Source organism: Haloarcula sp. K1 (assembly GCF_001647155.1).
GTDB classification, from domain to species: domain Archaea; phylum Halobacteriota; class Halobacteria; order Halobacteriales; family Haloarculaceae; genus Haloarcula; species Haloarcula hispanica.
In genome coordinates, this window is the sequence record NZ_LRHL01000003.1 from 127,569 (window position 1) to 152,242 (window position 24,674).

Genomic DNA, 24,674 nt, shown 5'->3' on the forward strand with positions numbered 1-24,674 from the left:
AGTGATGGGCTGGCAGACGGTCAGATTACCGGTCCGGCTCGATTCGCGACAGCCGCATCGCGTTTCCGGTGACGCCGAGGCTCATCCCCATGTCGCCGACCACGACCGCGAGCGCGACACTAACCAGCCCTAGTGGGACACCCAGTGCGAGCAGGAACTTCGCGCCGAGGCTCACCCAGATGTTCTGCCGGATCACGCCGTTGGCGGTGTGTGACAGCTCGTACAGGTAGGGGAGCTTCCCGATATCGTCGCCCATCAGTGCGATGTCCGCCGTTTCCAGCGCGGTGTCGGTGCCGGCAGCGCCCATCGCGATACCGACTTCCGCGGTGGCGAGCGCGGGCGCGTCGTTGATCCCGTCGCCGACCATCGCCACCTCGCCGTACTCCGCCTGCAACCCCTCGACTGCATCGACCTTCTCGTCCGGCAGGAGTTCGGCGCGGTACTCGTCGACGCCGACCGCGTCGGCGATAGCACGGGCGGTACCCTCGTTGTCGCCGGTCAGCATCACGACGTGCTCGACACCCAGCTCCTGTAAGCGCTGGACAGCCTGCTTCGAGGCGGGGCGTACCTCGTCGGCGATGGCGATGGCACCCAGCAGCTTCGACTCCGTTCCGACGATAACGACCGTCTTGCCCTCCCGCTCCAGTGCGGCGAGTGCATCCTCGGCGAACGCCCCGTCGTCGGACGCAGCCGTTTCTTCCGGCACGATGCCACCGTCAGACCGATGCGCTGACGAGGCTCCGGTCGCTCCGCTCCCGGGGACACCGTCTGGGTCGCGGCGGGCCCGCGAGAGATCGAAGCCCAGTTCCTCGAAGAGCGCGGGCTTGCCCGCGTAGTACGTCTCGCCGTCGATCTCCCCGCGGATACCCTTCCCGGTGAGGCTCTCGAAGCCCGTCAGGTCGGGGCGGTCGTCCACACCCTCCTCGTTTGCACGGGCGAGGATCGCCGTGGCGATCGGATGCTCGCTGCGCCGCTCCAGTCCGGCGGCGTGACTGAGGAGCGTCGCCGCATCCGTGTCGCCGGCAGGGACGACGTCGGTGACGGCGAGTTCGCCCTTCGTGAGCGTGCCCGTCTTGTCGACGGCGACGGCGTCGACCCCGCCCATCGCTTCGAGGTAGTTACCGCCCTTGATGAGGACGCCGTTCTTCGCGGCGCTGGTGATGCCCGAGACCACCGAGACGGGCGTCGAGATGACGAAGGCACAGGGGCACGCAATCACCAGCAGCGTGAGCCCGCGGATGAACCACGTCTGCCAGTCACCGGCGAACGTGACGCCGTACCCGGCCACGTTCACTGACACTGGGTCAGCGATGACCAGTGGCGGAATGGCGGCGGTCAGAATCGCCAGCACGACGACAACCGGCGTGTAGTAGCCCGAGAACCGGTCGACGAACTGCTCGGTGTCGGTCTTTTTCGCCTGTGCGCCCTGCACCATCTCGATGATGCGCGAGAGCGTCGAATCGCCCGCCGTCGACGTGACTTCCACTTCGAGATAGCCACCCTCGTTGATGGCACCGGCGTACACTTCGTCGCCAGCGGCCTTGTCGACGGGGACACTTTCGCCGGTAATCGGTGACTGGTCGACCGCGCTCTCGCCCTCGACGACCGTCCCGTCGAGCGGGATTTTGTCGCCAGGGCGGACGACCACGGTCTCACCGACTTCCACCTCGTCGGCGGGCACCGTCACTTCCTCGCCGTCACGCATGACGGTAGCCTCGTCCGGTGATAGCTCCATCAGCTCGCGCAGGGAGTCCCGTGCCCTGTCCATCGCGTAGTCTTCGAGCAGCTCGGCGATGCTGAACAGGACAGCCAGCGTCGCGGCCTCGACGAAGTAGCCGATACCGGTCGCGGCGATGATAGCCGTCCCCATCAGCAGGTCGATGTCGAGGCTCAGATTCTTCGCCGAGTAGTAGCCGCTGCGGACGACAGGGGCGCCGCTGGCGGCGACGGCCCCCAGGAACAGCACGTCGGCAACGGCCAGTGGATAGCCGAGAACACTTGCCACCGCGATATTCTGTGCTGTCAGGAGAAACTCGAAGAGGAGACCGAACGTGACCAGCGCCGCGCCGATCCACGTCTTCATGGCGCGGGGACTCGTCCAGACCTCCGAGGGCGGCGCGATATCGGCGCCGCCACCCATCTCCGCTTGCTCATCGCCGTCGGAGGCCGGGCCGCCGACGACCTCGTAGCCAGCAGCCTCGATCGCCTTGACCACGTCTGCCTCGCCCGTGCGTTCGGAATCGTACGTGACACTGGCTGTACCGGTGGTCGGCTGGAGCGTGGTGTCGACAACGCCGTCGACACGCTGGAGACTTTTGTCGACTTTCTGGGCACAGGAGGGGCAATCCATTTCGGGGACTGTGAGGCGGACAGTCAACTCCTGTTGCTGACCGCCCCCACTTGCCTGCCCCGTCGAATCCGGATTCTCTGTCATCACTTCATGATAGGCGCGTGAGTTCGATAAGGCTTTATTGGAATATTCCAACCCGATGGGTCAACGTGATACCGAGGACTCCTCGCCCACTCGGCTGCCCGCGACGTACTGCTTCGCCAGCTGTTCCTCAGCCCGACGCAGTCGGTAGGTGAGCGTCGACCGGGGGACGTCGAGGTGCTCGGCTAACTCGCCGACGTCGACCTCTCGGGGTGACTCGTAGTAACCGTGCTCGACAGCGGCCCGGAGTGCGGCCTCTTGCTCCGGCGATAGGGCACCCTGTGTCCCGTCGGATTCTCGCATCGACGCCGTCGTGTCCGCAGTGCGGAGTATCTCCATCTGGGCACTTTCCCCGACGGCCGCCGCGAGGTCGTCGAAGAACGCGGCCACGTTACCCTCGCCGGAGTGAATGAGTCGCCACGTATAGTGATGCCCCTCGTGGCGCGTCTCGAACAGTACGCCCTCTCCGAGGTGATCGCGGGCGATGTGGGGAACCGAAGCACAGGCGGGGGTGCGTTCCCAGTCGGAGTAGAGGACAAGCGTGTCGTCGGCGCGGTCGAGGACGCGAGTGGTCTGGGTGGCTCCGCAGTCCTCGGTGGCGAGACAGTCGGCGTAGTAGTCGCTGGTGAGAAAGGCGTCTTCGATGGCGTCGAGCGCCTCGGGAGTTCCGGTAGCGTGGTCGACGCGCCAGAGACGGTCAGCAGTGGCGTGCAGCGAGAGCGAGCGGACACGGGCGTTGGGGTGTTCGGCGAGAGCGTCTGCAACCCTGTTGCAGCCCGGCTCGTAGTCGAGAGCGAAAACGAGTTCGCGCATACGCATCGTAAGCAGCGGTTCGATAAAACACGTCGGGACGATGCCGTTCAGCCTTGACTTCGGGACGCTCCGCTCATCGTTGACGACAGTCAGAGCACGTCATCGGTATCGAACAGGCCCCGCATTCATTGGATCGCAATGGCTTGTCGCTCGCGGTCCGGAATTCCGTCGGAGAGATTGTCTATGTCTGCTCTCCGTCTAACAGCGGAACCAGTGGGGTGGCTAACAGCGGAAGCGGTGGGGTTACGGGCTTTTTTTCAGGAGTTCTGACAGCCCTGTTTTGATCGAGCTGATGGATTGCTCTAGCTCGAATTCCTTGTACTTTCCACCGCCTTTCCCCCGGTTGTACTCCGCTGAGGACACAATTCCGAGTTGTGTGAGCTCACCGAGATAGTCACGGACCGAGCGCTCTGAAACCGGGTCCAGACCCTCATCACGGGCTAACTCCTGATACGCACCCAGGATGTCTCGTGTCCGGGCTGGCGTGTCATCGTCTTCGGCGAGCCCGGTGAGCGCATAGAGAACGAGTTGGCCGTGATCGGAGTAGTTACGGATACCTTCAACGACCTGGTCGGTCTGTAGCCGCTGCCGGGCTTCGCGTACGTGATGTTCCGTTACGAGTTCATCGTCGTACTCCCGAGCGAGGTCTCCGGCCTCAAGGAGGAGGTCCAGAGCCTGGCGGGCGTCCCCGGAGTCTTTCGCGCCGTACGCAGCACACATTTCGATGACGCCGTCATCGAGGACATCGTCCTGAAACGCGACAGCCTCACGCTGTTTCAGAACGAGCTGAAGCTCGTTGGCGTTGTACGCCGAGAAAGACACTTCCTTTTCACAGAGACTCGACCGGACTTTCGAGGACAGTTGGTTGCGGAAATCGAGATCGTTCGAGATACCGATGACGCCCAGTTTCGCTTCGGAGATGTCACCGTTCGATCTGGCGCGAGGAAGTTTGTACAGCAGCGAATCGTCTTCGATGTGATCGACTTCGTCGAGAACGATGAGTACCGTTCCGCCCAGGTCATCGAGTGCGTCGAAGAGGAATTGATACACTGAAGCCTGTGGATATCCGGTGTTGGAGATTTGATTCGCCGGATCACGAAGTGTGTTGACGATTGCGACCGCGGCCTGATAGCTCGAATTGAGTCCATCGCAGTTGACTTCGACCGTACTGAGGTCCAGTCCGTCGACATCTGCTGCATCGCGTTCCAGGGCGGAGAGGAGGTATCGGGTGGCAGCAGTCTTCCCGACACCGCTTTTCCCGTACAGGAAGATGTTCGACGGAGTTTCGTTGTTGATGACTGGCTGGAGAGCAGCGTGATACTTCTGGAGCTCCTCGTCACGTCCGACGAGCTCCTCAGGAGTCCACTCTTCGAGTAGTGCCTCGCGTTGTTCGAATATTGTGGAGGTGGGCGAAAACGTAATATCGCTCATTTGTGTGTAGTTGCAACACGGAGTGTCTTAACCTTTGGTTCCGCTGCTTCCGCTGTTCGGTTGGGTATATAAATGATTGACCCCGCCACTTCCGCTGTTAGATGAGAGGGGAACACCTGACTGACCACTCCCCCACCCCACCGCTTCCGCTGTTAGATGGGAAATGGGATAGCAATCCTCCTACTCCCCCACCCCACTACTTCCGCTGTTAGATGAGAAATGGGATAGCGACCCTCCTACTCCCCCACCCCACCGCTTCCGCTGTTAGGGCGGTAGCCGAGAAGTTCCCTGGTCGAGGAATGGGATCGAGTAACTGCGAGTGGTTAGACAGCGGGATTTCGCGGGATCATAGCTGTGGAGCGACACACCCACCCCACTACTTCCGCTGTTAGCTCGGTAGAAAGGGGTATACGCTGTGGGACCACGCTGTCTCTCCACCCTGAACAGGTCGAGTATCTTGGGACACCTCTTCTTCGACCCCTACTCCCACCCCACTGGTTCCGCTGTTAGGACCGAAAGTTGGTGGTGACCTATCCAGATCGCGGCCTGAATATCTCTAGAGCTAGTGAATAACTTCAAGTATCTCAGTAATAAACCATAACCGTAGGACGTTATCACAAAATAGCAAAGCACCCCCTCCCATGGGGGTGGTGCCGTCTATTTATTCCCTAACAGCGGAACCAGTGGGGTGGGGGTGTGGACCCATTCTTGTTACAGTTGCTGGGGCAGGCCATCCACAACTTCCAGTCGAGGCGGAGAGTCGGCTGAGGCGTCTATCGACTCGACACAGCGGTGAACCATACGGCCCAAACTTACGCCGACAGACGATACCCGGAGTAGACTTTATTCATGAGCGAGAGTAAGACAACCGCTCGGTAAGCGTACGGATTGACTGAATCCAGAACTGTAATACGACTTGAAGCTGTATTGTCCATTATGTCCGACAAAAAACCACAGCCAAATAATCCATTAGCTCCGTATTATCCCTCAGAAACGCCGAGTTTGTCGGGGAATGGTCGAAAGTGGTTTGCCATACTTGTTCTCGGGTTCTGGCTATTTCTGGCGGCGATTGCGCTCGCTGTTGAGCTTTTCCTGTGATTTCGCCACAGTTGCGACTGAGAACCGCCGGCACGAATAGACACACCCGGCAGCGCCCAATATCCATTTTCAGCGTATTACCCGCGTCTCTTCACCTCACGGCCCCTCTCCAGTTTCGCTCGCACCAGACTGGGCTCCCGATCACTCACCGATAATCGCTGTGGAGCCGGCCTGCCCCTCACCGCGGTTCGAAGACGTGGACCGGCCAGTCGCTCTCGTAGTCGAGCGCGACCTCACGCTCTGTGGCCGTCGGCTCCCGCACCGTGAGTTCGACCGGGTCACCGATGGTGACGTCGGCGTAGTCGGCGGCAACGCGGCCAAGCAAGCGGCCACCGTCCGCGAGTTCCACCACGGCGACCGTGTAGGGCGCGTCCGCTTCGAACGCCGGCGGCGGCGTGTGGACTGCCGTGTACGAGAAGATCTGGCCCTCGGGTGACTGCGGTTCGACGTCGACGTCGCGACTGCCACAGGCGTAGCAGGCCGGTCGCGGCGGCAACAGGACCTGTCCACAGTCCGTACAGACCCCGCCCAGGAGTTCGCCATCGGCGAGCGCGTCGAAGAAGCCCGGCAGCGTCCGCGGGTCGGTTGCATCAAGGCCGCCGTCAGTCATGCTGTCTCCGCTGGCATCGAGATCGCCGTCAGTCATGGTGCCTCCGCCGTCGTAAGCACATGGCCAACGGTAACCGCGTCCGCGACGCCCCCCTCGTTGAGCAACAGGGCTGTCTCGGCATCCTCGACTGCCCGGTCGCCCGCGGCCCCCGTGAGCTGTTCGTAGGCTTCGAGCGCCTGCAAGAGCCCGGTCGCACCGATGGGGTGACCGCGGGCCTTCAGGCCGCCGCTCGGGCTCAACTGCACGTCGGTCCAGCCGTCAGCCCGCTCCGCTGGCGGCTGGTAGCTCTGATAGCCCGTTCCCGCGGGAGCGAAGCCGGCGGCCTCCGCGAGCAGCGCCTCGCAGACGGTGAATGCGTCGTGAACCTCCGCGATGTCGACGGATTTGGCGTCGATACCCGCTTCCTCGTAGGCCGTCTCGGCGGCAATGCGAGCGCCCGCGATGTCGGTCATGTCCCGCTCCGCGACCGCGATGTTGTTCGCGGAGGCCCCGCTGCCCGCGACGCGCACCTGCGGCTGGTCGAGGTCGGCCGCCATTTCGGCGGTCGTCACGAGGACGGCGGCGGCACCGTCCCCGACGGGCGCGCAGTCGTAGAGCTTCAGCGGCGGGGCGACGGGGTCCGATTCTAGCACGGTCGCCACGTCGATTTCTTTCGGGAACTGTGCCCGGGGATTGCGAGCGGCGTTGGCGTGGTTCTTCACTGCGATCTCGGCAAGGTCTCGCTCCGTGGCGTCGGTCTCGTAGAGGTACCGCTGGCCGAGCAGTGCGTACTGGCTAGGCGCGGTGATGCCGGAGCGCTGCTCGATGGCGCGGTCGAACGCCGCCGAAAGCGCGTCCGTCGCGCCGCTGGTGCCCGCGGACGTCATCTTCTCGACGCCGCACGCGAGCACGGCCTCGTGTTCGCCGTTACGGACGTCCTTGACTGCGTGTCGTAACGCGAGCGCGCCCGCGGCGGCACACCCTTCGACTCGCTCGGCGGGGACGTGTCGGAGGCCGGCCCACTCGGCCAGCAGCGTCCCCTGCATAATCTGGTGTTCGTAGGTCTCCGACTGGTTGCCGACGTACACCGCCTCGACGATGTCGGCAGGGTCGGGCAGGTCGTCGAAGGCCTCCGCAAGCGCGACCGAGAACAGGTCACGGCCCGGGAGGTCTGTGCGGCCGAGCGGCGAGGCACCGACCGACGCGATGACTGGCTCTGGCATCTGTACCTCCCACATGTCTGCGAGCCTAGTTAGTCATTCCCATTTTCTAGATAGTTGAAATATTGGCCCCGTCGAACTACGCACATAGCATCGCAGGTGCCGTCGGGGTCGCTCGTCCCCGATCTAACTCACCCCTCGAATCGGCGTTCGGACCGTCTTTCGCGTCGCGGTATCTGGTGTCCAAACTGCTTCAGTCGTCGGCCGAGGCACCGCTTGTCTGCAGTTCATGCTCCGAGAGTTCTGCGGATGGAGCGAGGAACTCAGCAGGGTCGAATGCAGTCAGTTCTTCACCCTTTGAGACCTTCTCAGGCCAGTCCGGATTGGCGAGTGCGCTCGTCGCCAACGTTACCAGGTCGGCACCGGCATCGACCTTCTCGCGTGCCGCGTCAGGCGCTCCGAGCCCGCCGTTGTCGATGATGACTGTCTCATCTGCTGCGTAGGTAGCCGCGGCCTCGGCCAGCGTCGGTCCGTCGTCGCCAAACGCCGGCGTGGTCGCATCGGGTTCGGTGACGTGGATGTAGTCGGCACCGGCCGTCGACAGTTCCTCGAAGAACACCGCTGCGGCGTCCTCGCCTTCGGGCCACAGGTGGTCCTCGTCAAGGGCGGTCGACTGTGAGACACGAATGCCAACGACGAAATTGGCGGGTGTCGCCTCGTCGACCGCAGCGACAACCTCACGCGGATAGCGCACCCGGTTCGCAGGCACACCACCGTACTCGTCATCACGCTGATTGAACTCTCCCGAGAGGAACTCGTGAAGCAGATACCCGTTCGCACCGTGTATCTCGACACCGTCGAACCCCGCTTCGATGGCGTTCTGCGCCGAGGTAACGAACCCGTCACGGATGTCGGCTAGCTCGTCGACCGTGGCTGCTTTCGGCGTAGGGAAGTCACCGCTCCCGCCGTAGGCTTCGGCCTTTTGTCCGTCCGGTTGCACCGCCGATGGGGCGATGGTCTGTTCCCCGTCGATATGTGGATTCCCCTGGCTCTGTGCGCCGGCGTGCATCAACTGGGCGAAAATCGGGACACCAGCGTCGTGGACCGCCTCGGTAACCTGTTGCCAGGCCGCTGCCTGTGCGTCGGTCGCCAGACCTGGCTGGTTCAGATACCCCTGGCTGTATGCGTTGTCTGGATAGGTCCCCTCTGTAATAAGAAAAGAGAACCCACCGTCGGCGAACCGCTGATAGTACTGTGCCATCTCCGCCGTCGCACGGCCGTCGTCGGTGGCGCTCACCCGTGTCATCGGCGCGAGGCCAACTCGGTTGTCTAACGACAACTCGTTGAGTGTAGTTCCGTCGAACAGTGTCACACCACCCGGTAAGCGGATAAGACAATTAACGGCTGGTTCAGCATACGCCGAATCAGTCGCCTGTGAGTAAAAAGATAATACATTTGCCATTTCGAAGCACGCTTCGAACGTGTTCACTCCGGCGTGACTGGGGAGCCTCCAAACGCACGGAGACTCGGGAGCCAGCCGCTCACTTGCTACGTCTATCGTTCGGTTATGACGCCCATATACGCGTACTGTCTGCTATAGAGAGCAATTATAATCATTCATTTTTCATGCCTTGCTGGCAAAGGGTATGGTTCAAAGTGGTGGCGGGTACGACCATGTATCGCGGCGGTCGGTTCTGAAAACATCGGGGGCTGCACTCACGGTGGGGACCGTGGGGCTAGCCGGATGTAGCAGTAGCAGCGGTGCCAGTGTCCGGCCGGTCGACGAAGACAGCCTCACCATCTGGCATGCCATGGGTGGTACCAACGGTGAGACGCTGCAGGGGCTGGTCGACCAGTTCCAGTCCGAGACGGACATCGACGCGAACCTGGTCTTTCAGGACTCCTACGAGGGGGTACTGACGAACACACTGAGCGCACTTGACTCCGGCGAGGTCCCCGATGTCTTCCAGATCGACAGTCTGTTCGCACAGCAGGTCCTCGACACGGACGCGGTCGAGCCCGTCGAGAACTTGCTCTCCGACGACTACCCGGTCGATGACTTCCTGTCGAACGTGACCTCGTTTTTCACCATCGATGGGACGCTTACGTCGATGCCGTTCAACAACTCCAACGCCATCCTCTATTACAACCGGTCGGCGTTCGAGGAAGCCGGACTCGACCCGGACAGTCCGCCGACCACGCTTGAGGAAGTCCGAAGTTACTCGCAGACGCTCGTCGACGAAGGCGTCACCGACGCCGGCCTCACATGGCCGAACCATGTCTGGTTCGTCGAGCACTTTTATTCCGTCGACGGCCAGACGCTACTCGACGCCGAGAACGGCCACGCCGGTCAGCCGACGACGATGCAAACGGACAACGCCACGGCCCGGTCACTGTACGAATGGTGGCACGAGATGGCAGACAACGGCCTGTTCAGCAACCCCGGGATAGAGGCTTGGGGGGAAGCAACGTCCACGTTCCTCACCGGACAAGCCGCCATGTTGATGACCTCGACGGCATCGGTCACTGGTATCCGCTCCGGCGCGGAGGAGAACGGGTTCGAGGTCGACAACGCGTTCTATCCGACGATTGACGGCGACCGGACCGGGCCAGTTATCGGCGGGGCTTCGTGGTTCGTCCCCTCCGGACTGCCACAGGACCGCCAGGACGACATCGGCAGCTTCCTCGAATTCATGGGTCGACCGGAGTCACAGATCACCTGGCACAAGGGGACTGGTTACTACCCGATCCGACAGACCGCTGTCGAGCAACTCGAAAACGACGGCTGGTTTGCGGAGAACCCGATGTACCGAACCGCGTTTGACCAGTTGACACAGGCCGAGAACACGCCGGCGACAAAACGGATGCTCATCGGCCCGGCTCGGCAGGTCCAGACAACAATTCAGGATATGTCGGTCGAGCTGTTCAGCGGCGAGGTCGGCGTCGACGAGGGGCTCTCCGAGCTGAAATCGGCCGTCGAAGACGAACTAGACCGATACTACAGCTAATGTCCACCCACGAAGTATTCACAGACCGCCTGCAGGCCGGTGTGTTGCTGTTACCGACGATGGTCGTGTCGCTGTTGTTCCTCTATTACCCGACGGTCCGTGCGATAGGGCTGAGCTTTTACCAGGCCTCACTCGCCCGGGGTGACGTGTTCGTCGGACTGGAGAACTACAGGCGGTTAGCCGGCTCCACAGAGTACCTCCGGAGCGTCCTGCTATCGGTCCTGTTCGCTACGTGCGTCGTCGTCGGCGTGATGGCCGTTGCCCTGTGTGTCTCCTTTCTCATCCACGAGATCGAAGTCGGGAAGGGGCTGTATCTGGTGGCGGTTATCTGGCCGTACGCGCTGCCGCCGGCAGTCGCCGGGTTGGTGTTCCTGTTCATCGCACACCCGAACATCGGTATCTTCACGAGCTACATCGAGGCTCTCGGCATCGATGTCAACTGGTTCAGCAACGGTCCACAGGCGTTCGTCGTCGTGTTGGTCGCAGCGGTGTGGAAGCAGATCGGATACAACGTTATCTTCATGACAGCCGCGCTCGGCAACGTCCCCGAGTCGCTGACTGAGACCGCTGAACTCGACGGCGTCTCCCGAACGCAGCGACTGCTTCGCGTGTACGTCCCGATCATCTCGCCGACACTCGTGTTCCTGGTCATCATGAACACGATTTACGGCTTCTTCGGCACGTTCGCCATGGTCGATCTCATGACCAAGGGCGGTCCCGCCGGTGCGACGAACATTCTCATCTACGACCTCTATCGGACCGCCTTCCAGTTCTACGAGTTCGGATTCGCCTCGGCGAAGTCCGTTGTACTGTTCGTCGCTGTCGGGCTGTTGATGTACGGCCAGTTCCGGCTGAGCGACAGGTACGCCTACTACGGAGGTTAACATGCTCGGGTCACTCCTCACCGCGTTGACTGCTGCCGCTGAGCGCTCCCGAGCTGCGGGACGAACCACCAGCGACCGCATCCGGCGATTTGAGACGGAGCAGCTCACGCTGCACGTACTCACAGCGACCGTCGTGTTCCTGATCGTACTGCCAGTGTTGATCGCGGCGCTCGTCTCAACGAAGCGGGTCGGGATCGTCACCTCGATCGCCGATCTGGCACCTGGCGGCCACGCGCTGTCGAACTACCGTCGTGCCCTCATTGGCCTCGAATTCTGGCGGTACATGCTGAACTCATTTGTGATGTCTGTCGCCGTCGTCGTCGGAAAGCTGATCGTGTCGCTGCTGGCCGCGCTGGTGATCGTCTACTACAGGTTCCCGTACAAGAACGCCGTGTTCCTGTTTATTCTCTTTACGCTCTTGCTCCCGGTCCCGGTCAGGTTTGTGCCACTGTATCGCTTGACGACGGAGCTTGGCATGGGTAACACGATCTTCGCTATCACGGTCCCATACTTGGCCAGCGCGACGACCGTCTTTATACTGCGCCAGCATTTCCTGTCGATTCCGGCCTCGCTCGTCGAGACGGCAAAGGTCGACGGTGTCGGTCCGCTGCGGTTTCTGTGGTCGGTACTGGTTCCGATGTCCCGTGCCGTCCTCGTGGGCGTCTCGGTGATCATGTTCGTCTACACATGGAACCAGTATCTCTGGCCGCTGGTGATCATCAACGCCGAGAGCCTGCAGGTCGCACAGGTCGGGCTGAGCCTGCTTCGCGGACAGGCCAGCACCGGCGAAGTGGCCTGGTCCATGGTGATGACTGGGTCGATACTGACCCTGTTGCCACCGCTGGCGCTGTTAGTGCTGTTCCGACGACAACTGCTGGAGACGTTTACAATCCAACGAAAATGAGAGGAAACCAATGACTGACGTAACCCTACAGAACGTACGGAAGGAATTCGACGGTGTCGTCGCCGTGAAAAACATCGACCTCCAGATACCGGACGGGGCGTTCGTGACTGTCGTCGGGCCGAGTGGGTGTGGCAAAAGCACCACGCTTCGGCTAATCGCCGGGCTGGAGCAGGCTACTGACGGCAAGATACAGATGGGGGACCAGGACGTCACTGGTGTCGAACCGAAAGACAGGGATGTCGCGATGGTGTTCCAGAACTACGCGCTGTACCCCCATATGACCGCGCGCCGGAACATCACGTTCGGCATGAAATCGGCCGGTGACTTCAGTGACGAGGAAATCGACCGCCAAGTAGCGGAGGCCGCAGCGGTGCTTGACATCGAGGACCTCCTCGACCGGACGCCCGGTGAGTTATCCGGCGGTGAACGCCAACGGGTCGCACTCGGCCGCGCATTAGTTCGGGACCCGGAGGTGTTCCTCATGGACGAACCGCTGTCGAACCTCGATGCCAAACTCCGGATCAAGATGCGGGCTGAGCTGGCGAAACTCCACAGCGAATTCGAGACCACGACAATCTACGTGACCCACGACCAGACAGAAGCGCTGACGCTCGGTGACCGGGTGGTAGTGATGAACGACGGCCGCATCCAGCAAGTCGACAGCCCACAGCGCCTGTACGACTTCCCCGAGACTCGGTTCGTCGCGGAGTTCATCGGCGACCCTGCGATGAACATGCTCGCCGTGGATATCTCCCGTGATGGGACTGAATACGAGGCCGTCGGACCGACGTTTCGCATCCCGTTACCCGACGGCGACGGCTTGGAAACAGCCGCCGGAGGACAGGCGTTGCTAGGCGTTCGGCCGGAGAGCCTTTCGGTAGCTGATTCGACCGACCGAAGCTCGTTCGCCGCTGAAGTAACCGTCACCGAACCGCTCGGCGATAGCCTCCTGCTGGAGTGTCGGACCGGCGATCAGGAGTTCAAACTACACGCCGAACCCCGAACGGCCGTCGAGCCGGGCGACCGAGTTGCGTTGACAGTTGAGACCGAGCGGCTCCACCTGTTCGACCCACAGACGGGCGAGGCCATCTATCACGCAGCGGCGGCGCAACCACCCGAAGAAACTAGCCCCATCGATAGCACTCTTTAGGTTTTCCGACCGATTCTCGATCCTCCGATAGAAGGGACGGGCACCGACATTTTCGGTTCGATCCGGTGCTGTGGTCTTCTCGAACGCGACGACCGGCGCGACCACAGGAATAGTGGCAGAGCGCTGTCTCAGAGCCGCTGCTAGCGAGAGCGCTGTGCAAGCCCAGTTCCGTCCGATTCGCTTGCTACATGTAGTCTCAATACAACAATGCTGGGGATTCAACCGGCATTTATGCTATATATTGATATATACATCCACTCTGCAGCCGTTTCTACTGCCGTATAACCCAAATAAACTCAAGAAAACGCAATGGTATATACTGATATGTGCAATCAATAGTTATATATAGATTGTGTAGGTAATAGGCCACGGAATGGTTCGAATACCAGACATATGCCGTCGAACCGTGCTAAAGAGTACGTCTGCTGCCGCACTGGGCTCCATTGTAGGCACTGCGGCTGGCAGGGAAAACGATCACAGCAGTACCGAACCGCCCATCGCTTCTCCACCGATCCTCGCTGCACACCGTGGCTACCGCGGTCTGTATCCGCAAAACACCATCGCCGCAGTTCAGCAGGCGGCGTACGGCGGTCCCAGCAGTCACGAGTACAATACCGATATGATGGAATGTGATCTCGTGCCTGCAGGCGGGAAGCCCTGGAAGGGTGAGGACTTCGAAATCGTCGTTTTCCACGACGATAAGCTAGACGACCTGACAGACGAATCAGGGTACGTCTGGGAGAACGACGTGCAGACGGTTCTGAACGCTGAAATCCGTGACAGCGGACAGACAATCCCTCGACTAGACGAGTTCGTCGAAGCGACTCCGGACAGTATCCCACTCGACATCGAGTGGAAGGCCGCTGGTGTCTCTCCCGACGACGACGCGTCGGAATCCGATGTCGAGACCTGGGATCCGTTCACGGAACAGGCACTCGAAGTCCTCTCGCATCACGAAAACGACGTTATCATCCAGTCGTTCCAGAAGGCTGCGCTGGAGTCCGTCCGAAACGCGGACGCCAGTATTCCGATCGCGTACCTGTTCTGGGATTCAATCGAGGACGGTCTTTCTATCGTCCGTGACCTGGACGCGGAGTACATCCAGCCGCCGTACAATATGATCATGAACACGCCCTTCTTCAACGAGGACTACTACCTCGAAGACCCGGATTTCGCCGAGATCGATCTGGTCGAGACCGCACACGAGGAAGGTCGGAAGGTAATCCCGTACACGATAACGACCTGGCATCAGGCGGAGAAACTGGTCGAGGCCGGTGTCGACGGAATCATCGCTGACTACCCCGGAGTGCTCGACTGAGCTCTGGGTATCGAGACCCCTGGAAACAGTTACTCCCCTGTTTCCGGACCTACTGTCCGTTTTCTACGATAGCTGCCAGTTCTGAAAGGTCGGTCACGACGTGGTCCGCGCTCACGTCACTCTCCTCTAAGTCCGCCGTACTGGTAACGCCAGTTAGCGGCAGTACCGTCTCCATCCCGGCCTGGTTCCCCATTCTGATGTCTGTCCCGAGGCGATCACCGATCATGAGACAGCGCTCCGGCTCGCCACCGAGCCGTTCCAGCGCCATCTGAAGGATTACGTTGGACGGCTTGCCGATCAACTGATCCAATTCCTGCCCGGTAACTCCTTCTATTGCCCCGATCATCCCTGCTGCATCGGGTATCTCACCACCATCTACCGGACACGTTCGATCCGGGTTGGTCGCAACGAAAAGCGCGTCGTTCTCGGTAAGTGCGATTAGCGCATCTTGTATCGCCTGGTAATCGAAACCAAAATCAAGTGATGCGATCACAGTGCCCGCTCGTTCGGGGTCGGACGTCGTTTTCAATCCGGCGGCACGCAACTCTGCGACCAGAGCGTCTTCGCCGATGACGTAGATTTCGCGCTCCGGGTGCTGCGCGGATAGATAGTCCGCTGATGCAGTGGCGGACGTGATTATGTCCTCACTGCTGCAATCGATGCCCAGCGCGTTCAGTTTCTCGCAATACTTCTCCCGCCGGTCGATCGGCTTGTTCGTGACGAACAGCGTCGAAAGCCCCGCCTTACGTACTGTCCGTACCCCTTCTGCAGCGTTTTCGACTAACGAATCCCCGCGATATATCGTCCCGTCGAGGTCGATGATGGCACTGGTGTACGTCATCTAGAGTTCCTCCATCTCGAACGGTGACGCTTCGGCAGAAGCCGCTGCCGACGTGATCACAGGCGCTTCCTCTGCCGCAGGGGCCGCGGCGACCCTCGAAACACGCTGATAGCTCTGACTGTTCATATCAATTGGATACTGATAACCACGCCACCGATCCCGATGAGCGACAGGTAGAGTGACTTTCGCACCACCGGCGCTAGCAGTGAGCGGTTGATACTTGTTGCAAACCCGATTTTCACGAGTATACTGGAGAGTGTCCCGGCCAGCACGCCTTGCGCCGCTACTGCCGGCGATATCTGACCGGTCGACGTCAGCGTCACTGCGGTCGTTGTCGTCGTGCCGCTCGATACGATGCCGCTGAGGAAGCTCGTAATCAGGAACCCGGCTGTTCCGAAGATGCGCTGTGCTCCGGCGGTCAGAATCAAGACAGCGAGGAAGAGCAAGCCGAATTTCAGCGCATTTGCACTGCTAAACGGCGAGTCGAAATCCAGTTCCAGATCTCCCTCCCAGTCGCTATCGTAATATGCGAGTCCGACGCCACTAATCGCGATCAGGCCGAGCGGTAGTCCAACACTGACAGCCGACTCGGGGACGAATGCAACGATGATCGCTAAATTACGGACCGCCATCGCCGCATCAGCGATCAGTATCGTTCCGACTGCGAGCTCTGTGATCCCCGCATTGTTCTTTGCCCTGCCCGCGATTTCGCCGATCACGGCAGTGGAGTTCACCAGCCCGCCGAAGAAGCCAGTTACAGCGATCCCCTTGCTGCCGTATCGCTGCATCACGATATAGTTGACAAACCCGATCCCACTGACTGCGATCACGAGCATCCAGACCAGTTTCGGATCGATCGCATCCCATGGCCCGTACGTCCCGCCGGGCAGGAGCGGATACACGACAAACGAGATGATCGCAAACTCACCTGCGCTGCGTACTTCTTCTCGCGATAGCTGGTTCGCAAACTCGTGTAGCTCCCGCCGAAGGACTAGCAGGAACGACGACGTTATGCCAATAATGACGCCGATCAGAACGTGATTGGCTCCGACCAGTATCCCGACCGCGTACGCGACAAGTAACGAGGTCGAGGTTGTCAGAGACAGGCCGAACTCCAACTCACTATCGTCGCTGGTCCACTGTGCGACTATTCCCCGGATCCCGAGCAACCCCCCTTGCACGAGTACCAATGCCCCTCCCAAGGCAAGTAGTATCCTCTCGTCGAGTGACATTGCGGCAGCGCCGACCAGACTCGTCAGCGTAAACGTTCGGATTCCCGCAGACTTGTTGGCCCACTCTCGTTCGAGCCCGAGCAGCATACCCAGTGCACCTGCAATAAATAGGTGGAGTATCTCAGTATCGACAGTTATCCCCTCTATACCTCCGAAAACAGCCGTATTCGCGATTGCACTCATTACAGTCATCTTATCTTACAAACGGTGGTTCCGTCATTTTTATATAGTCTATATACTACTATATTCTATATGGAGACAAATATACTGATGGGTAATAGGTGTTGGCCTTGAGGCTCGCTTGAATATTGCCGTGGCTCCTGCGGAACTCGAAGATCGCCCTCGATTACTGCTTAGTGTCTAGTATCTTCTATATATCTACTTCTAATACTTATTCTAGATTCTATGTGAAGAGCATCTAAAACTCGGTACAAAGGGTTTGTTGTTTTGTCAGATATAAACATAAATACTTTTTAACCCAGGTTTCGCACATGTCTGCGTCGACAATGAAACAGAACCCAGTTGACCGACGATCTGTGTTGAAAATTGGCGCTACTGCGCTTGCAGCGGGCGTTGCAGGCTGTTCTCAGGAGAGTAGCCAGAACACCGAAGCGTCTGGTGGTGACAGCACTGATAGCAGTGACGGTTCCAGTAGTGGCGACGGTAGTTCCGGACAGAGTACCAACTATCCCGAGTTCGATCCGGCGAACCCGGAGTTCCCGCAGCTGATGCAGACGCTCATCGAGGCAGGGTTCGAGACGGGGTCCCTGCAGGACCTGAAGAACATGAAGGAGCGCGAGAAGCCCCGCTACGGTAACCCCGTCCAGAGTACTCCCGATAATCAAGACGACCTGATTGACCCGGACCGCATCGCGTTTGCGATGACGCCGACGGAGGACCCGGCAGTCTACCGGGATACGATGCAACCGCTGATGGACAACATCGCCGAAGAGACGGGGAAATCGGTCAAGTACTTCCCCCTCAACTCGTACGCGTCCCAGATTGAGGCGATGCGATCCGAGCGCCTCCACGTCGCCGGGTTCTCCACTGGGCCAACGCCGTTCGCTGTGAATCTGGCCGGCGCTGTCCCGTTCTCGCTCCAGATCTCGAAGGAGGGTGACTTCGGTTATCGGCTGTGGCTCGCCACACAGGCGGATAACGACGACATCTCGTCGCTTGAGGATATCAAAGGCAAGCGTGTCGCACACGCCGAACCGTCGTCTAACTCCGGGAACCTCGCTCCGCGTGCGCTGTTCTCGAACCAGGGCGTTACTCCGGGAGACGACTACGAAGTGAGCTACTCCGGCGGGCACGAACAGAGCATCCTCGGAGTGGCAAACGATGACTACGACGCTGCCCCCGTTTGTAGCACCTGTGTCACGCGTGTTGCGGAGGCGGACAACATTGATCCGACGAATCTCAAAGTCGTGTGGGCCAGCAACCCGTTCCCCACAACGAGCTTCTGTTACCGCTACAACCTGAAACCAGAAATTCAGGAAGGTATCAGGGCGGCATTCCTCGATTACGACTACTCGGACACCAAGATCGCGGAGGTCTTCGGTGGTCGCGGAAAATGGACGGAGATCGATTACGCCACTGTCTACGATATCATCCTCCAGATTCAGGAGAACAACGACATCAAGTACAACACCGAGAACATCGAAGGCTAAGAAGAGAACCGAATAATGCTCACTGTAGATAATCTGGAAAAAACGTACGACTCCGGTGATAAAGCACTCAAAGGTGTCTCATTCGAAGTCAGTGGTAACGAGATCGTTGCGATCATCGGGCCAAGCGGGGCCGGAAAAAGCACGCTCGTTCGTAGTATCAACAGGCTGACCGAGCCAACTGGCGGGCGTGTCTCGCTCGATGATACAGAGGTGACCGGCCTGGACAAATCAGCCCTTCGCGATGTCCGTCGCGATATGGGCATGATATTTCAGGAGTTCAATCTCGTCGAGCGCCTCACGGTGATGGAGAACATACTCTCCGGCCGCCTTGGCTATCTCAGTACGTGGAACGCGTTCCGTCGGAACTTCCCACCAGAGGATATCAAGCGCGCACGGGAAATCCTCAGTCGGGTGAACCTAGAGGGCGTCGAGAACAACCGTGCAGATGAACTCTCCGGTGGCCAGCGACAGCGCGTCGGTATCGCCCGTGCCGTCATTCAGCGGCCGAAAATTCTGCTCGCTGACGAACCGACGAGTGCGCTGGACCCCGATACCTCCCGGGAGGTTATGAGCCTCTTGACGGACATCGCTCACGAAGACGATATCCCGATCATCATCAACATCCACGAAGTCGATCTGGCGGTCGACTACGCGGACCGGATCATCGGACTCAGTGACGGTGAGATCGTCTTTAACGGCCCACCTGACGATCTGGATCAGGCAGCCAGAGACGAAATCTACCGCGGTGGTGAATCCATTGCGGACCGCGAAGAGCCGAGTGCTGGTAGCAGCACCGGATCTGACGACGTCATTGCTGAACGAGGTGACTAATCAATATGGCTGCTGAATCTGGATCGGCCGTTGAAGGATCTTGGGAGCGGCCCACAGTCTTCTACAACAAGAAAGTCAAGTATCTCATCTACGGGCTTATCTTGTTGTTCTTCGCGTATAGCTTCTGGAACCTTCGGATTTCTCCCAGCCGGTTCGTGCGAGGGATCGGAGCTGGTGTCGAACTCGTCACCAGTATGCTCCCACCAGCGTACACTCCGTCGCAGCGGGAACTCCTCATACAGGGGATCGTCGAGAGTATCGTGATGACGATTGTCGCCACGACAATGGGTATTATCGTCAGCGTGCCGATCGCTGTCATGGCTTCCAATAACCTCTCGCCGAAGCCAGTCTACTACGTCGGTCGCAGCATCGTTGCAGTCACGCGCTCACTCCACGAGCTCATCGTTGCGATCATTATGGTCAAAGCGGTCGGATTCGGTCCGCTCGCTGGTGTCCTTGCCCTCGCGTTCAAAACGATCGGATTCTTCGCGAAACTTCTCGCAGAGGAGATCGAAGACATCGATCGTGGGCAGATGGAGGCGATCACTGCTGCCGGCGGGACACCCGTTCAGACGTATCTCTACGGCGTTCTCCCGCAGGTAATGCCCCGGATCGTCGGCCTGTCGATTTACCGCCTGGACATCAACCTCCGACACAGCACTGTCGTCGGAATCGTCGGAGCGGGCGGTATCGGTATCACGCTGCTGAACTCCTTCGATAAGTACGATTACCAGTTTAGCATGGCAATTATCGCTGTCATCGTCGCCATCGTCATGGTTGGTGAAGGTGTCAGCGCTCTCGCTCGGAGGCGGATCCAATAATGTCAAACAGCACTGACTCATGGAGCCGGTTCGATCGCCGTGAGCGCTTACTCCGGTTCTTCGGGCTGCTAGCTGGACTCGTCATCCTCGTCGCAGCCTGGCGCGCCATGGAAGTGAATTACGGCTACGCCGTGACTGCCCCGCGTGAGCTGGCCGACCTCTTCGGCCGGATGTATCCCCCCAATGTGGGGTACTCCCGGAATATTGTCGGGCCGCTGCTCGAGACGATCAATATCTCGATTCTGGGAACGGCACTGGCCATCGTGATGGCGATCCCGGTTGCGTTCCTCGGAGCCAGCAACACGTCGCCCAACAAGCCGGCGTACCTGCTGGGGAAGTTCATCATCTCGTTTACCCGTTCGGTCAACGTCATCATCTGGGCACTGATCTTCGTGGTTATCTTCGGCCCTGGGGCCCTCGCTGGCGTGCTGGCGATCTCGATCAGATCGATCGGGTTCACTGCAAAGCTAATCGCGGAAGCCATCGAGGAGATCGACCGCGGGTCTGTCGAAGCGATCACTGCAGCCGGAGCATCGCCGATTGATGTGCTCATCTACAGTATCGTTCCACAGATCAAGCCGGCGTTCATCAGTGTCGCGACGCTTCGATGGGATATCAACGTCAGAGCGTCGACGATCATCGGGTTCGTCGGCGCAGGCGGGATCGGCGTCCCGCTCCAGACTGAGATCAATTACTTCAACTGGGAAGCAGTCCTGACGATCCTCATCTCGATTCTGGGCCTTGTGCTCATCAGTGAAGCCATCTCGGCCTATCTGCGCAAGAAAGTAATGTAGGCGAGCAGTCCGCTCGTATCGCCTATTATTATCCGTCTAACTAAACACATAATATTGTAGATTATCTATCAAAAAACTTATATGTTTGGGCTGTATATTGATAGTGGGGCCAACGCCAGTGTCTGCCAACCTGGTTTCCCCACTCTCCGTTTTACGAGTGCCTGGATCGACGGATACAGCGTCGCGAGACAAGTCATTCCGCAAGAAGGTAGGATATCGGGGCCGTCGGTGCGGCCCGGATACCGGAGTGGATCTCCTGCCTAACCGTGATGCTCGCACCAATGGGTATACGTGAGCTTACGATGTCTTACACCAGAGCCACGCTGATATACCCGAACCAGTCTGTGGCCGCCCCGCTGCTGGAGAGACGTGGTAGTGACGGCAGACGAACTCCCGGATACGTATCACGAGGACTGCTATCCCCTCACTCAGGTCAGCAACGGAATGGTGGGCAGCCGGGGGGAGTGGCGTGCAACGCACCATTCGAAGTCGTCATCCACGACGACAGGTTCTGGACTCGGGCCAATCGATGATCTGAATCGGATTCAAGGGGGAAATGGAGCGAGGACCAGAACCCACCTACCGGTACACAGTTGGTAACAAAAACAGTTGTGATATCGGCTTGCAGTCTATCGGTTCTGTGATTGTTGCGCGGCCACGAACGCTCTCTCGGAAGGCAAATTATTCAGCCGACTGTCAGCGAGCCCGTCGCAATTACGACACTGAGGTAGTCTCATTCAGAAACCGATTCACAATGGGAGAGTCAAACAGTAGTTCTCAACCTCGGGCGCCAGTGAGATGATCTGTTCTCGGCGCTCTAATTCACGGCGACGTGTCTCGATTCGCTCTTCGAGCTGTGCAAGTCGCTCCTGTTGGCCACGGATCGCGATGTCCATATCCGAGCCGGCGTCGGATTTGCGCTCGTACTCCTCGATGAAGGCCTCGATCCGTTCTCGTTCCGCCTGTGCATACTCCTCGAGATTTTCCAACTCCTGGGCAGTCTCCTTGTGACGTTTCTCCTGAAGATGGTTCTTGATCTCGTTGACACGCACGCTCACGTACCGGTCAGCGGCCGCCCGTAAGTCGGATTGAGCGTCGAGAACCGTTCGCAAGTCGTCGACGTCGGGCTTTGCTGCTACCGAGTCGCCTTCGACGACACGTTCACCAAGCGCCTGCTGAGCGTCCCCTTGCGTCGCATCCACGAAGACGGGGATGGTCTCCTCACGAATCACATCGCCAGTGCCGTCCTCGAACGCCACGCGATAGTTGTAGGTGATCCCCGGCGTGTCGACGAACGGCAGCAGTTTGAGTCCGACCGCACCGCGCTCGTCCTCCAACACGCGTGCCATGAGCCGTTGCAGGACGTCCGTGTCCGGAGCGAGGTAGGTGATGTCCTCGTGATCCATCGCGAAGTCGCGGTCGAACGTGAACGGGCCGAACGTCGCATCTTGGCCGGGCGAATTGATCCCATCAGGCAACTCGGCTTGATAGAGGTTGGTACCGCGTTTCTCGAATTCGCCTCCGAAGGCTTCGACTGCTCGCTCGAAGAACTCGCGAATGTCTCCCTCGCTTCCGTAGACGTCCGCTGACTCGTCGACGACCTCCTGAATCTGCCGGCGACTCTCCGCGTCGAACGTGCTCGTATCGACGAGACTCCGCTCGTACCACTCCTCGAGCGTCCGCTGGCGCTCCTCGATCAGCTGCTCGAGTTCCGCTTTGGTCGCACTCGGCGGTTCGTCGTTCTCGATGGACTCCATGATGAGCGAATCCACGTCGATGTCGTCGAGGATGCCAAGCACGTCCGCTGTGTTTCCGAGCTGGGAGCGGATCTCCTCGACCTTGGTCTGGAGCATTTCGAAGATTTCGCTCTCGCGGGTGTCGTCGAAGAGGAAGTTCCAGACCTTGACCTCCTCTTCCTGTCCGTAGCGATGGATGCGTCCGATCCGCTGTTCGAGGCGGTTCGGGTTCCACGGAAGCTCGTAGTTAGCCATGATGTGACAGCTGTGCTGGAGATCGATCCCCTCACTCGCTGCATCGGTCGCGAACAGGAGTCGTGACTGCCCGTGATTGAACTCGTCTTCGATCCGGGTCCGTTCGTCCTTGTCAACGTCGCCGTGAATCACCAGAATCTCGTCGGCCCACGGCTCGTCCTGCACGAATTCGAGAAGGTAGTCCAGCGTATCGCGGTACTCCGTGAACAACAGGAGTTTCTCGTCCGGCTGTTCCTCGAGGAGTTGGGAGATGAACCGTCTGACTTTCTGGGCCTTGGAGTCGACCGGTAGATCCTCCGCCAGCGACACGAGGTCGCGGAGCGTATCGATCTCCTCTTGGAGTTGTTCGTCGGTACTGGTGACGGTCAGACCGGCGATCTCGTCTTCCGCGTGTTGCTTGTCGTCCTCGTCTAGATCCTCGCCGTCGAGATAGGCTCGTGCTTCCTCGGAAAGCCCGTCCGTTTCTGCCTCTTCGTCGAGAAGGTCGTCGAGTCGTCGTCGGAGCGTCGCGTGAATCGCGCCGACGCTGCTCACCAGTCGTTTCTGCATGAGCGCCATCGCGAACCCGACTGCGGGTTCGTTCAGCTTCTCCGAGCGGTTGTAGACGTTTTTCACGTAGTCGGTGACAGCCCGGTAGAACTGTCGTTCGTCGTGGGTCATCGAGACCGATACCGAGTTGACCTCGCGGTCCGGGAAGACGCGTTCACCGTCCTCGTCGTAGATGTCGGTCTTCCCGCGACGGATCATGACGCGGTCGACTGTTTCCTGTGAGAGTTCCTGATTTTCGGCGACGAGGAACGGATCGATGTACTCCACGAGCGAGCGGAACGCCTCGCCCTTCCCGTCATGTGGCGTCGCGCTGAGAAGCAGCAACGAGTCGGAGTTCCCCGTGACGGCGTCAATCATCCGTGCCGTCTTGCTCGGTGAGTCCCCCCGCTTTGCAGCCTTGTGGGCCTCGTCGACCACGACGACGTCCCAGAACGCGTCCCGGAGTGCAGGCCGGAACTCGTCCTGCCGCAGGAACGCCATGCTGGTGACGAGCCGTTGCTGGTCTTGGGCCCAGATGTTAGCCTCCTCGCCGAGCCGTCGGCGCTCACCTTCCACCCACGCGCGGTCTGCCACGGTCAGGTCGATGTCGAAGAAGCGGTCCATATCCCGGATCCATTTCTTCTGGAGGTGGGCGGGAACGACGAACAGGACGCGGTCAGCGCGATTCCGTGCAGCGAGTTCCTTGAGGACGAGGCCCGCCTCTATCGTTTTCCCGAGCCCGACGTCGTCACCGATAAGTGCCCGCTGCCGGAGCTTCTGCATCACCCAGTTTACGGCGTCAAGCTGATACGGTTCGAGCCGAACGAGCGAGTTCGAGATGCTCAGGAGCTGTCCCTGTTCGTGAGCGAGTTTGAGCTTCGTCGCCTGCGTCCGGAGGTCGAACCACTGCGCCGCGACCGCATGGTGATCCGGATGAAGGTCGTCGATTCGCTGGTTGGCCAGTTCCTCGATTCCGGACTGCTGTGGCTGAATCTCTACATCGTCGAGACAGACAGTCTTGACGCCTTCCCCGTCGATATACGCTCTCAAATATTCGATCTCGCCGACTGTCTGTGTTTTGATGATTTCAGCCGGTGTTCCGTTGAGAAGGACTCGTTGCCCGGACGAGAATGAAGAATCCGTCATCGAGTGCTACGTGTTCCAAAACGGCATAGACTCT

At 59.6% G+C, this 24,674-nt stretch carries 18 protein-coding genes; 9 read left to right on the plus strand and 9 right to left on the minus strand.

Going from position 1 to position 24,674, the window contains the following annotated elements; all coding sequences use genetic code 11:
* Positions 1–25 precede the first annotated feature (25 nt).
* The 6 genes from AV929_RS01455 to AV929_RS01480 form a co-directional block, all read right to left on the minus strand.
* Positions 26–2,434, minus strand: a complete 2,409-nt coding sequence (locus AV929_RS01455) for a cation-translocating P-type ATPase (protein ID WP_044952599.1) — start codon at positions 2,432–2,434, stop codon at positions 26–28.
* Between the two features lie 60 nt (positions 2,435–2,494).
* Positions 2,495–3,244 (minus strand): helix-turn-helix domain-containing protein, encoded by a 750-nt coding sequence (locus tag AV929_RS01460; protein ID WP_014030918.1) that lies wholly within the window; start codon positions 3,242–3,244, stop codon positions 2,495–2,497.
* 243 nt (positions 3,245–3,487) lie between these two features.
* Entirely contained in the window at positions 3,488–4,675 is a 1,188-nt protein-coding gene (locus AV929_RS01465) for an orc1/cdc6 family replication initiation protein (RefSeq protein WP_050036536.1), read from the minus strand.
* Between the two features lie 1,276 nt (positions 4,676–5,951).
* A complete protein-coding gene (locus AV929_RS01470; RefSeq protein WP_050007977.1) occupies positions 5,952–6,383 on the minus strand; it encodes a Zn-ribbon domain-containing OB-fold protein in 432 nt (143 codons plus the stop codon).
* A gap of 32 nt (positions 6,384–6,415) precedes the next feature.
* Positions 6,416–7,585, minus strand: coding sequence for a beta-ketoacyl synthase N-terminal-like domain-containing protein (locus tag AV929_RS01475; protein ID WP_064287230.1), 1,170 nt, complete (start codon positions 7,583–7,585; stop codon positions 6,416–6,418).
* 190 nt (positions 7,586–7,775) lie between these two features.
* Positions 7,776–8,894 (minus strand): NADH:flavin oxidoreductase, encoded by a 1,119-nt coding sequence (locus tag AV929_RS01480; protein ID WP_064287176.1) that lies wholly within the window; start codon positions 8,892–8,894, stop codon positions 7,776–7,778.
* Between the two features lie 439 nt (positions 8,895–9,333).
* Between AV929_RS01480 and AV929_RS01485 the strand changes: the two genes are divergently transcribed.
* The 5 genes from AV929_RS01485 to AV929_RS01505 all read left to right on the plus strand — a co-directional run bounded on the left by AV929_RS01485 (position 9,334) and on the right by AV929_RS01505 (position 14,786).
* Positions 9,334–10,530 carry an ABC transporter substrate-binding protein gene (locus AV929_RS01485; protein ID WP_008308325.1) on the plus strand — a complete coding sequence of 399 codons (1,197 nt, stop codon included), beginning with the start codon at positions 9,334–9,336 and terminating at the stop codon, positions 10,528–10,530.
* A complete protein-coding gene (locus tag AV929_RS01490; protein ID WP_014030924.1) occupies positions 10,530–11,414 on the plus strand; it encodes a carbohydrate ABC transporter permease in 885 nt (294 codons plus the stop codon). The genes AV929_RS01485 and AV929_RS01490 overlap by 1 nt, the downstream gene beginning before the upstream one ends.
* Before the next feature lies 1 nt (position 11,415).
* Positions 11,416–12,318, plus strand: coding sequence for a carbohydrate ABC transporter permease (locus AV929_RS01495; protein ID WP_064287177.1), 903 nt, complete (start codon positions 11,416–11,418; stop codon positions 12,316–12,318).
* 10 nt (positions 12,319–12,328) lie between these two features.
* Positions 12,329–13,468 (plus strand): ABC transporter ATP-binding protein, encoded by a 1,140-nt coding sequence (locus tag AV929_RS01500; protein WP_064287178.1) that lies wholly within the window; start codon positions 12,329–12,331, stop codon positions 13,466–13,468.
* A 373-nt stretch (positions 13,469–13,841) separates the two neighbouring features.
* Positions 13,842–14,786, plus strand: a complete 945-nt coding sequence (locus tag AV929_RS01505; protein WP_023842940.1) for a glycerophosphodiester phosphodiesterase — start codon at positions 13,842–13,844, stop codon at positions 14,784–14,786.
* Positions 14,787–14,835: 49 nt separating this feature from the next.
* Here the strand turns inward: AV929_RS01505 and AV929_RS01510 are convergent, their stop codons facing one another.
* Both AV929_RS01510 and AV929_RS01515 read right to left on the minus strand, forming a co-directional pair.
* Positions 14,836–15,627: an HAD-IIA family hydrolase gene (locus tag AV929_RS01510; protein ID WP_014030928.1), complete on the minus strand. Its 792-nt coding sequence runs from the start codon at positions 15,625–15,627 to the stop codon at positions 14,836–14,838.
* A 122-nt stretch (positions 15,628–15,749) separates the two neighbouring features.
* A complete protein-coding gene (locus AV929_RS01515; RefSeq protein WP_014030929.1) occupies positions 15,750–17,051 on the minus strand; it encodes an MgtC/SapB family protein in 1,302 nt (433 codons plus the stop codon).
* Between the two features lie 299 nt (positions 17,052–17,350).
* Here AV929_RS01515 and phnD point away from each other — a divergent pair, with 299 nt between their 5' ends.
* The 4 genes from phnD to phnE (AV929_RS01535) are packed head-to-tail and all read left to right on the plus strand — an operon-like array spanning position 17,351 to position 20,975.
* The gene (phnD, locus tag AV929_RS01520; RefSeq protein ID WP_014030930.1) at positions 17,351–18,529 is read left to right on the plus strand and encodes a phosphate/phosphite/phosphonate ABC transporter substrate-binding protein; all 1,179 of its coding nucleotides are present in this window, start codon (positions 17,351–17,353) and stop codon (positions 18,527–18,529) included.
* A gap of 15 nt (positions 18,530–18,544) precedes the next feature.
* On the plus strand, positions 18,545–19,360 hold the full coding sequence (gene phnC / locus AV929_RS01525) for a phosphonate ABC transporter ATP-binding protein (RefSeq protein WP_008308314.1): 816 nt from the start codon (positions 18,545–18,547) through the stop codon (positions 19,358–19,360).
* Positions 19,361–19,365: 5 nt separating this feature from the next.
* On the plus strand, positions 19,366–20,181 hold the full coding sequence (gene phnE, locus AV929_RS01530) for a phosphonate ABC transporter, permease protein PhnE (protein WP_014030931.1): 816 nt from the start codon (positions 19,366–19,368) through the stop codon (positions 20,179–20,181).
* A complete protein-coding gene (gene phnE, locus AV929_RS01535; RefSeq protein WP_014030932.1) occupies positions 20,181–20,975 on the plus strand; it encodes a phosphonate ABC transporter, permease protein PhnE in 795 nt (264 codons plus the stop codon). The genes phnE (AV929_RS01530) and phnE (AV929_RS01535) overlap by 1 nt, the downstream gene beginning before the upstream one ends.
* 749 nt (positions 20,976–21,724) lie before the next feature.
* Here the strand turns inward: phnE (AV929_RS01535) and AV929_RS01540 are convergent.
* Positions 21,725–24,640, minus strand: coding sequence for a helicase-related protein (locus tag AV929_RS01540; RefSeq protein ID WP_064287179.1), 2,916 nt, complete (start codon positions 24,638–24,640; stop codon positions 21,725–21,727).
* Positions 24,641–24,674: the final 34 nt, after the last annotated feature.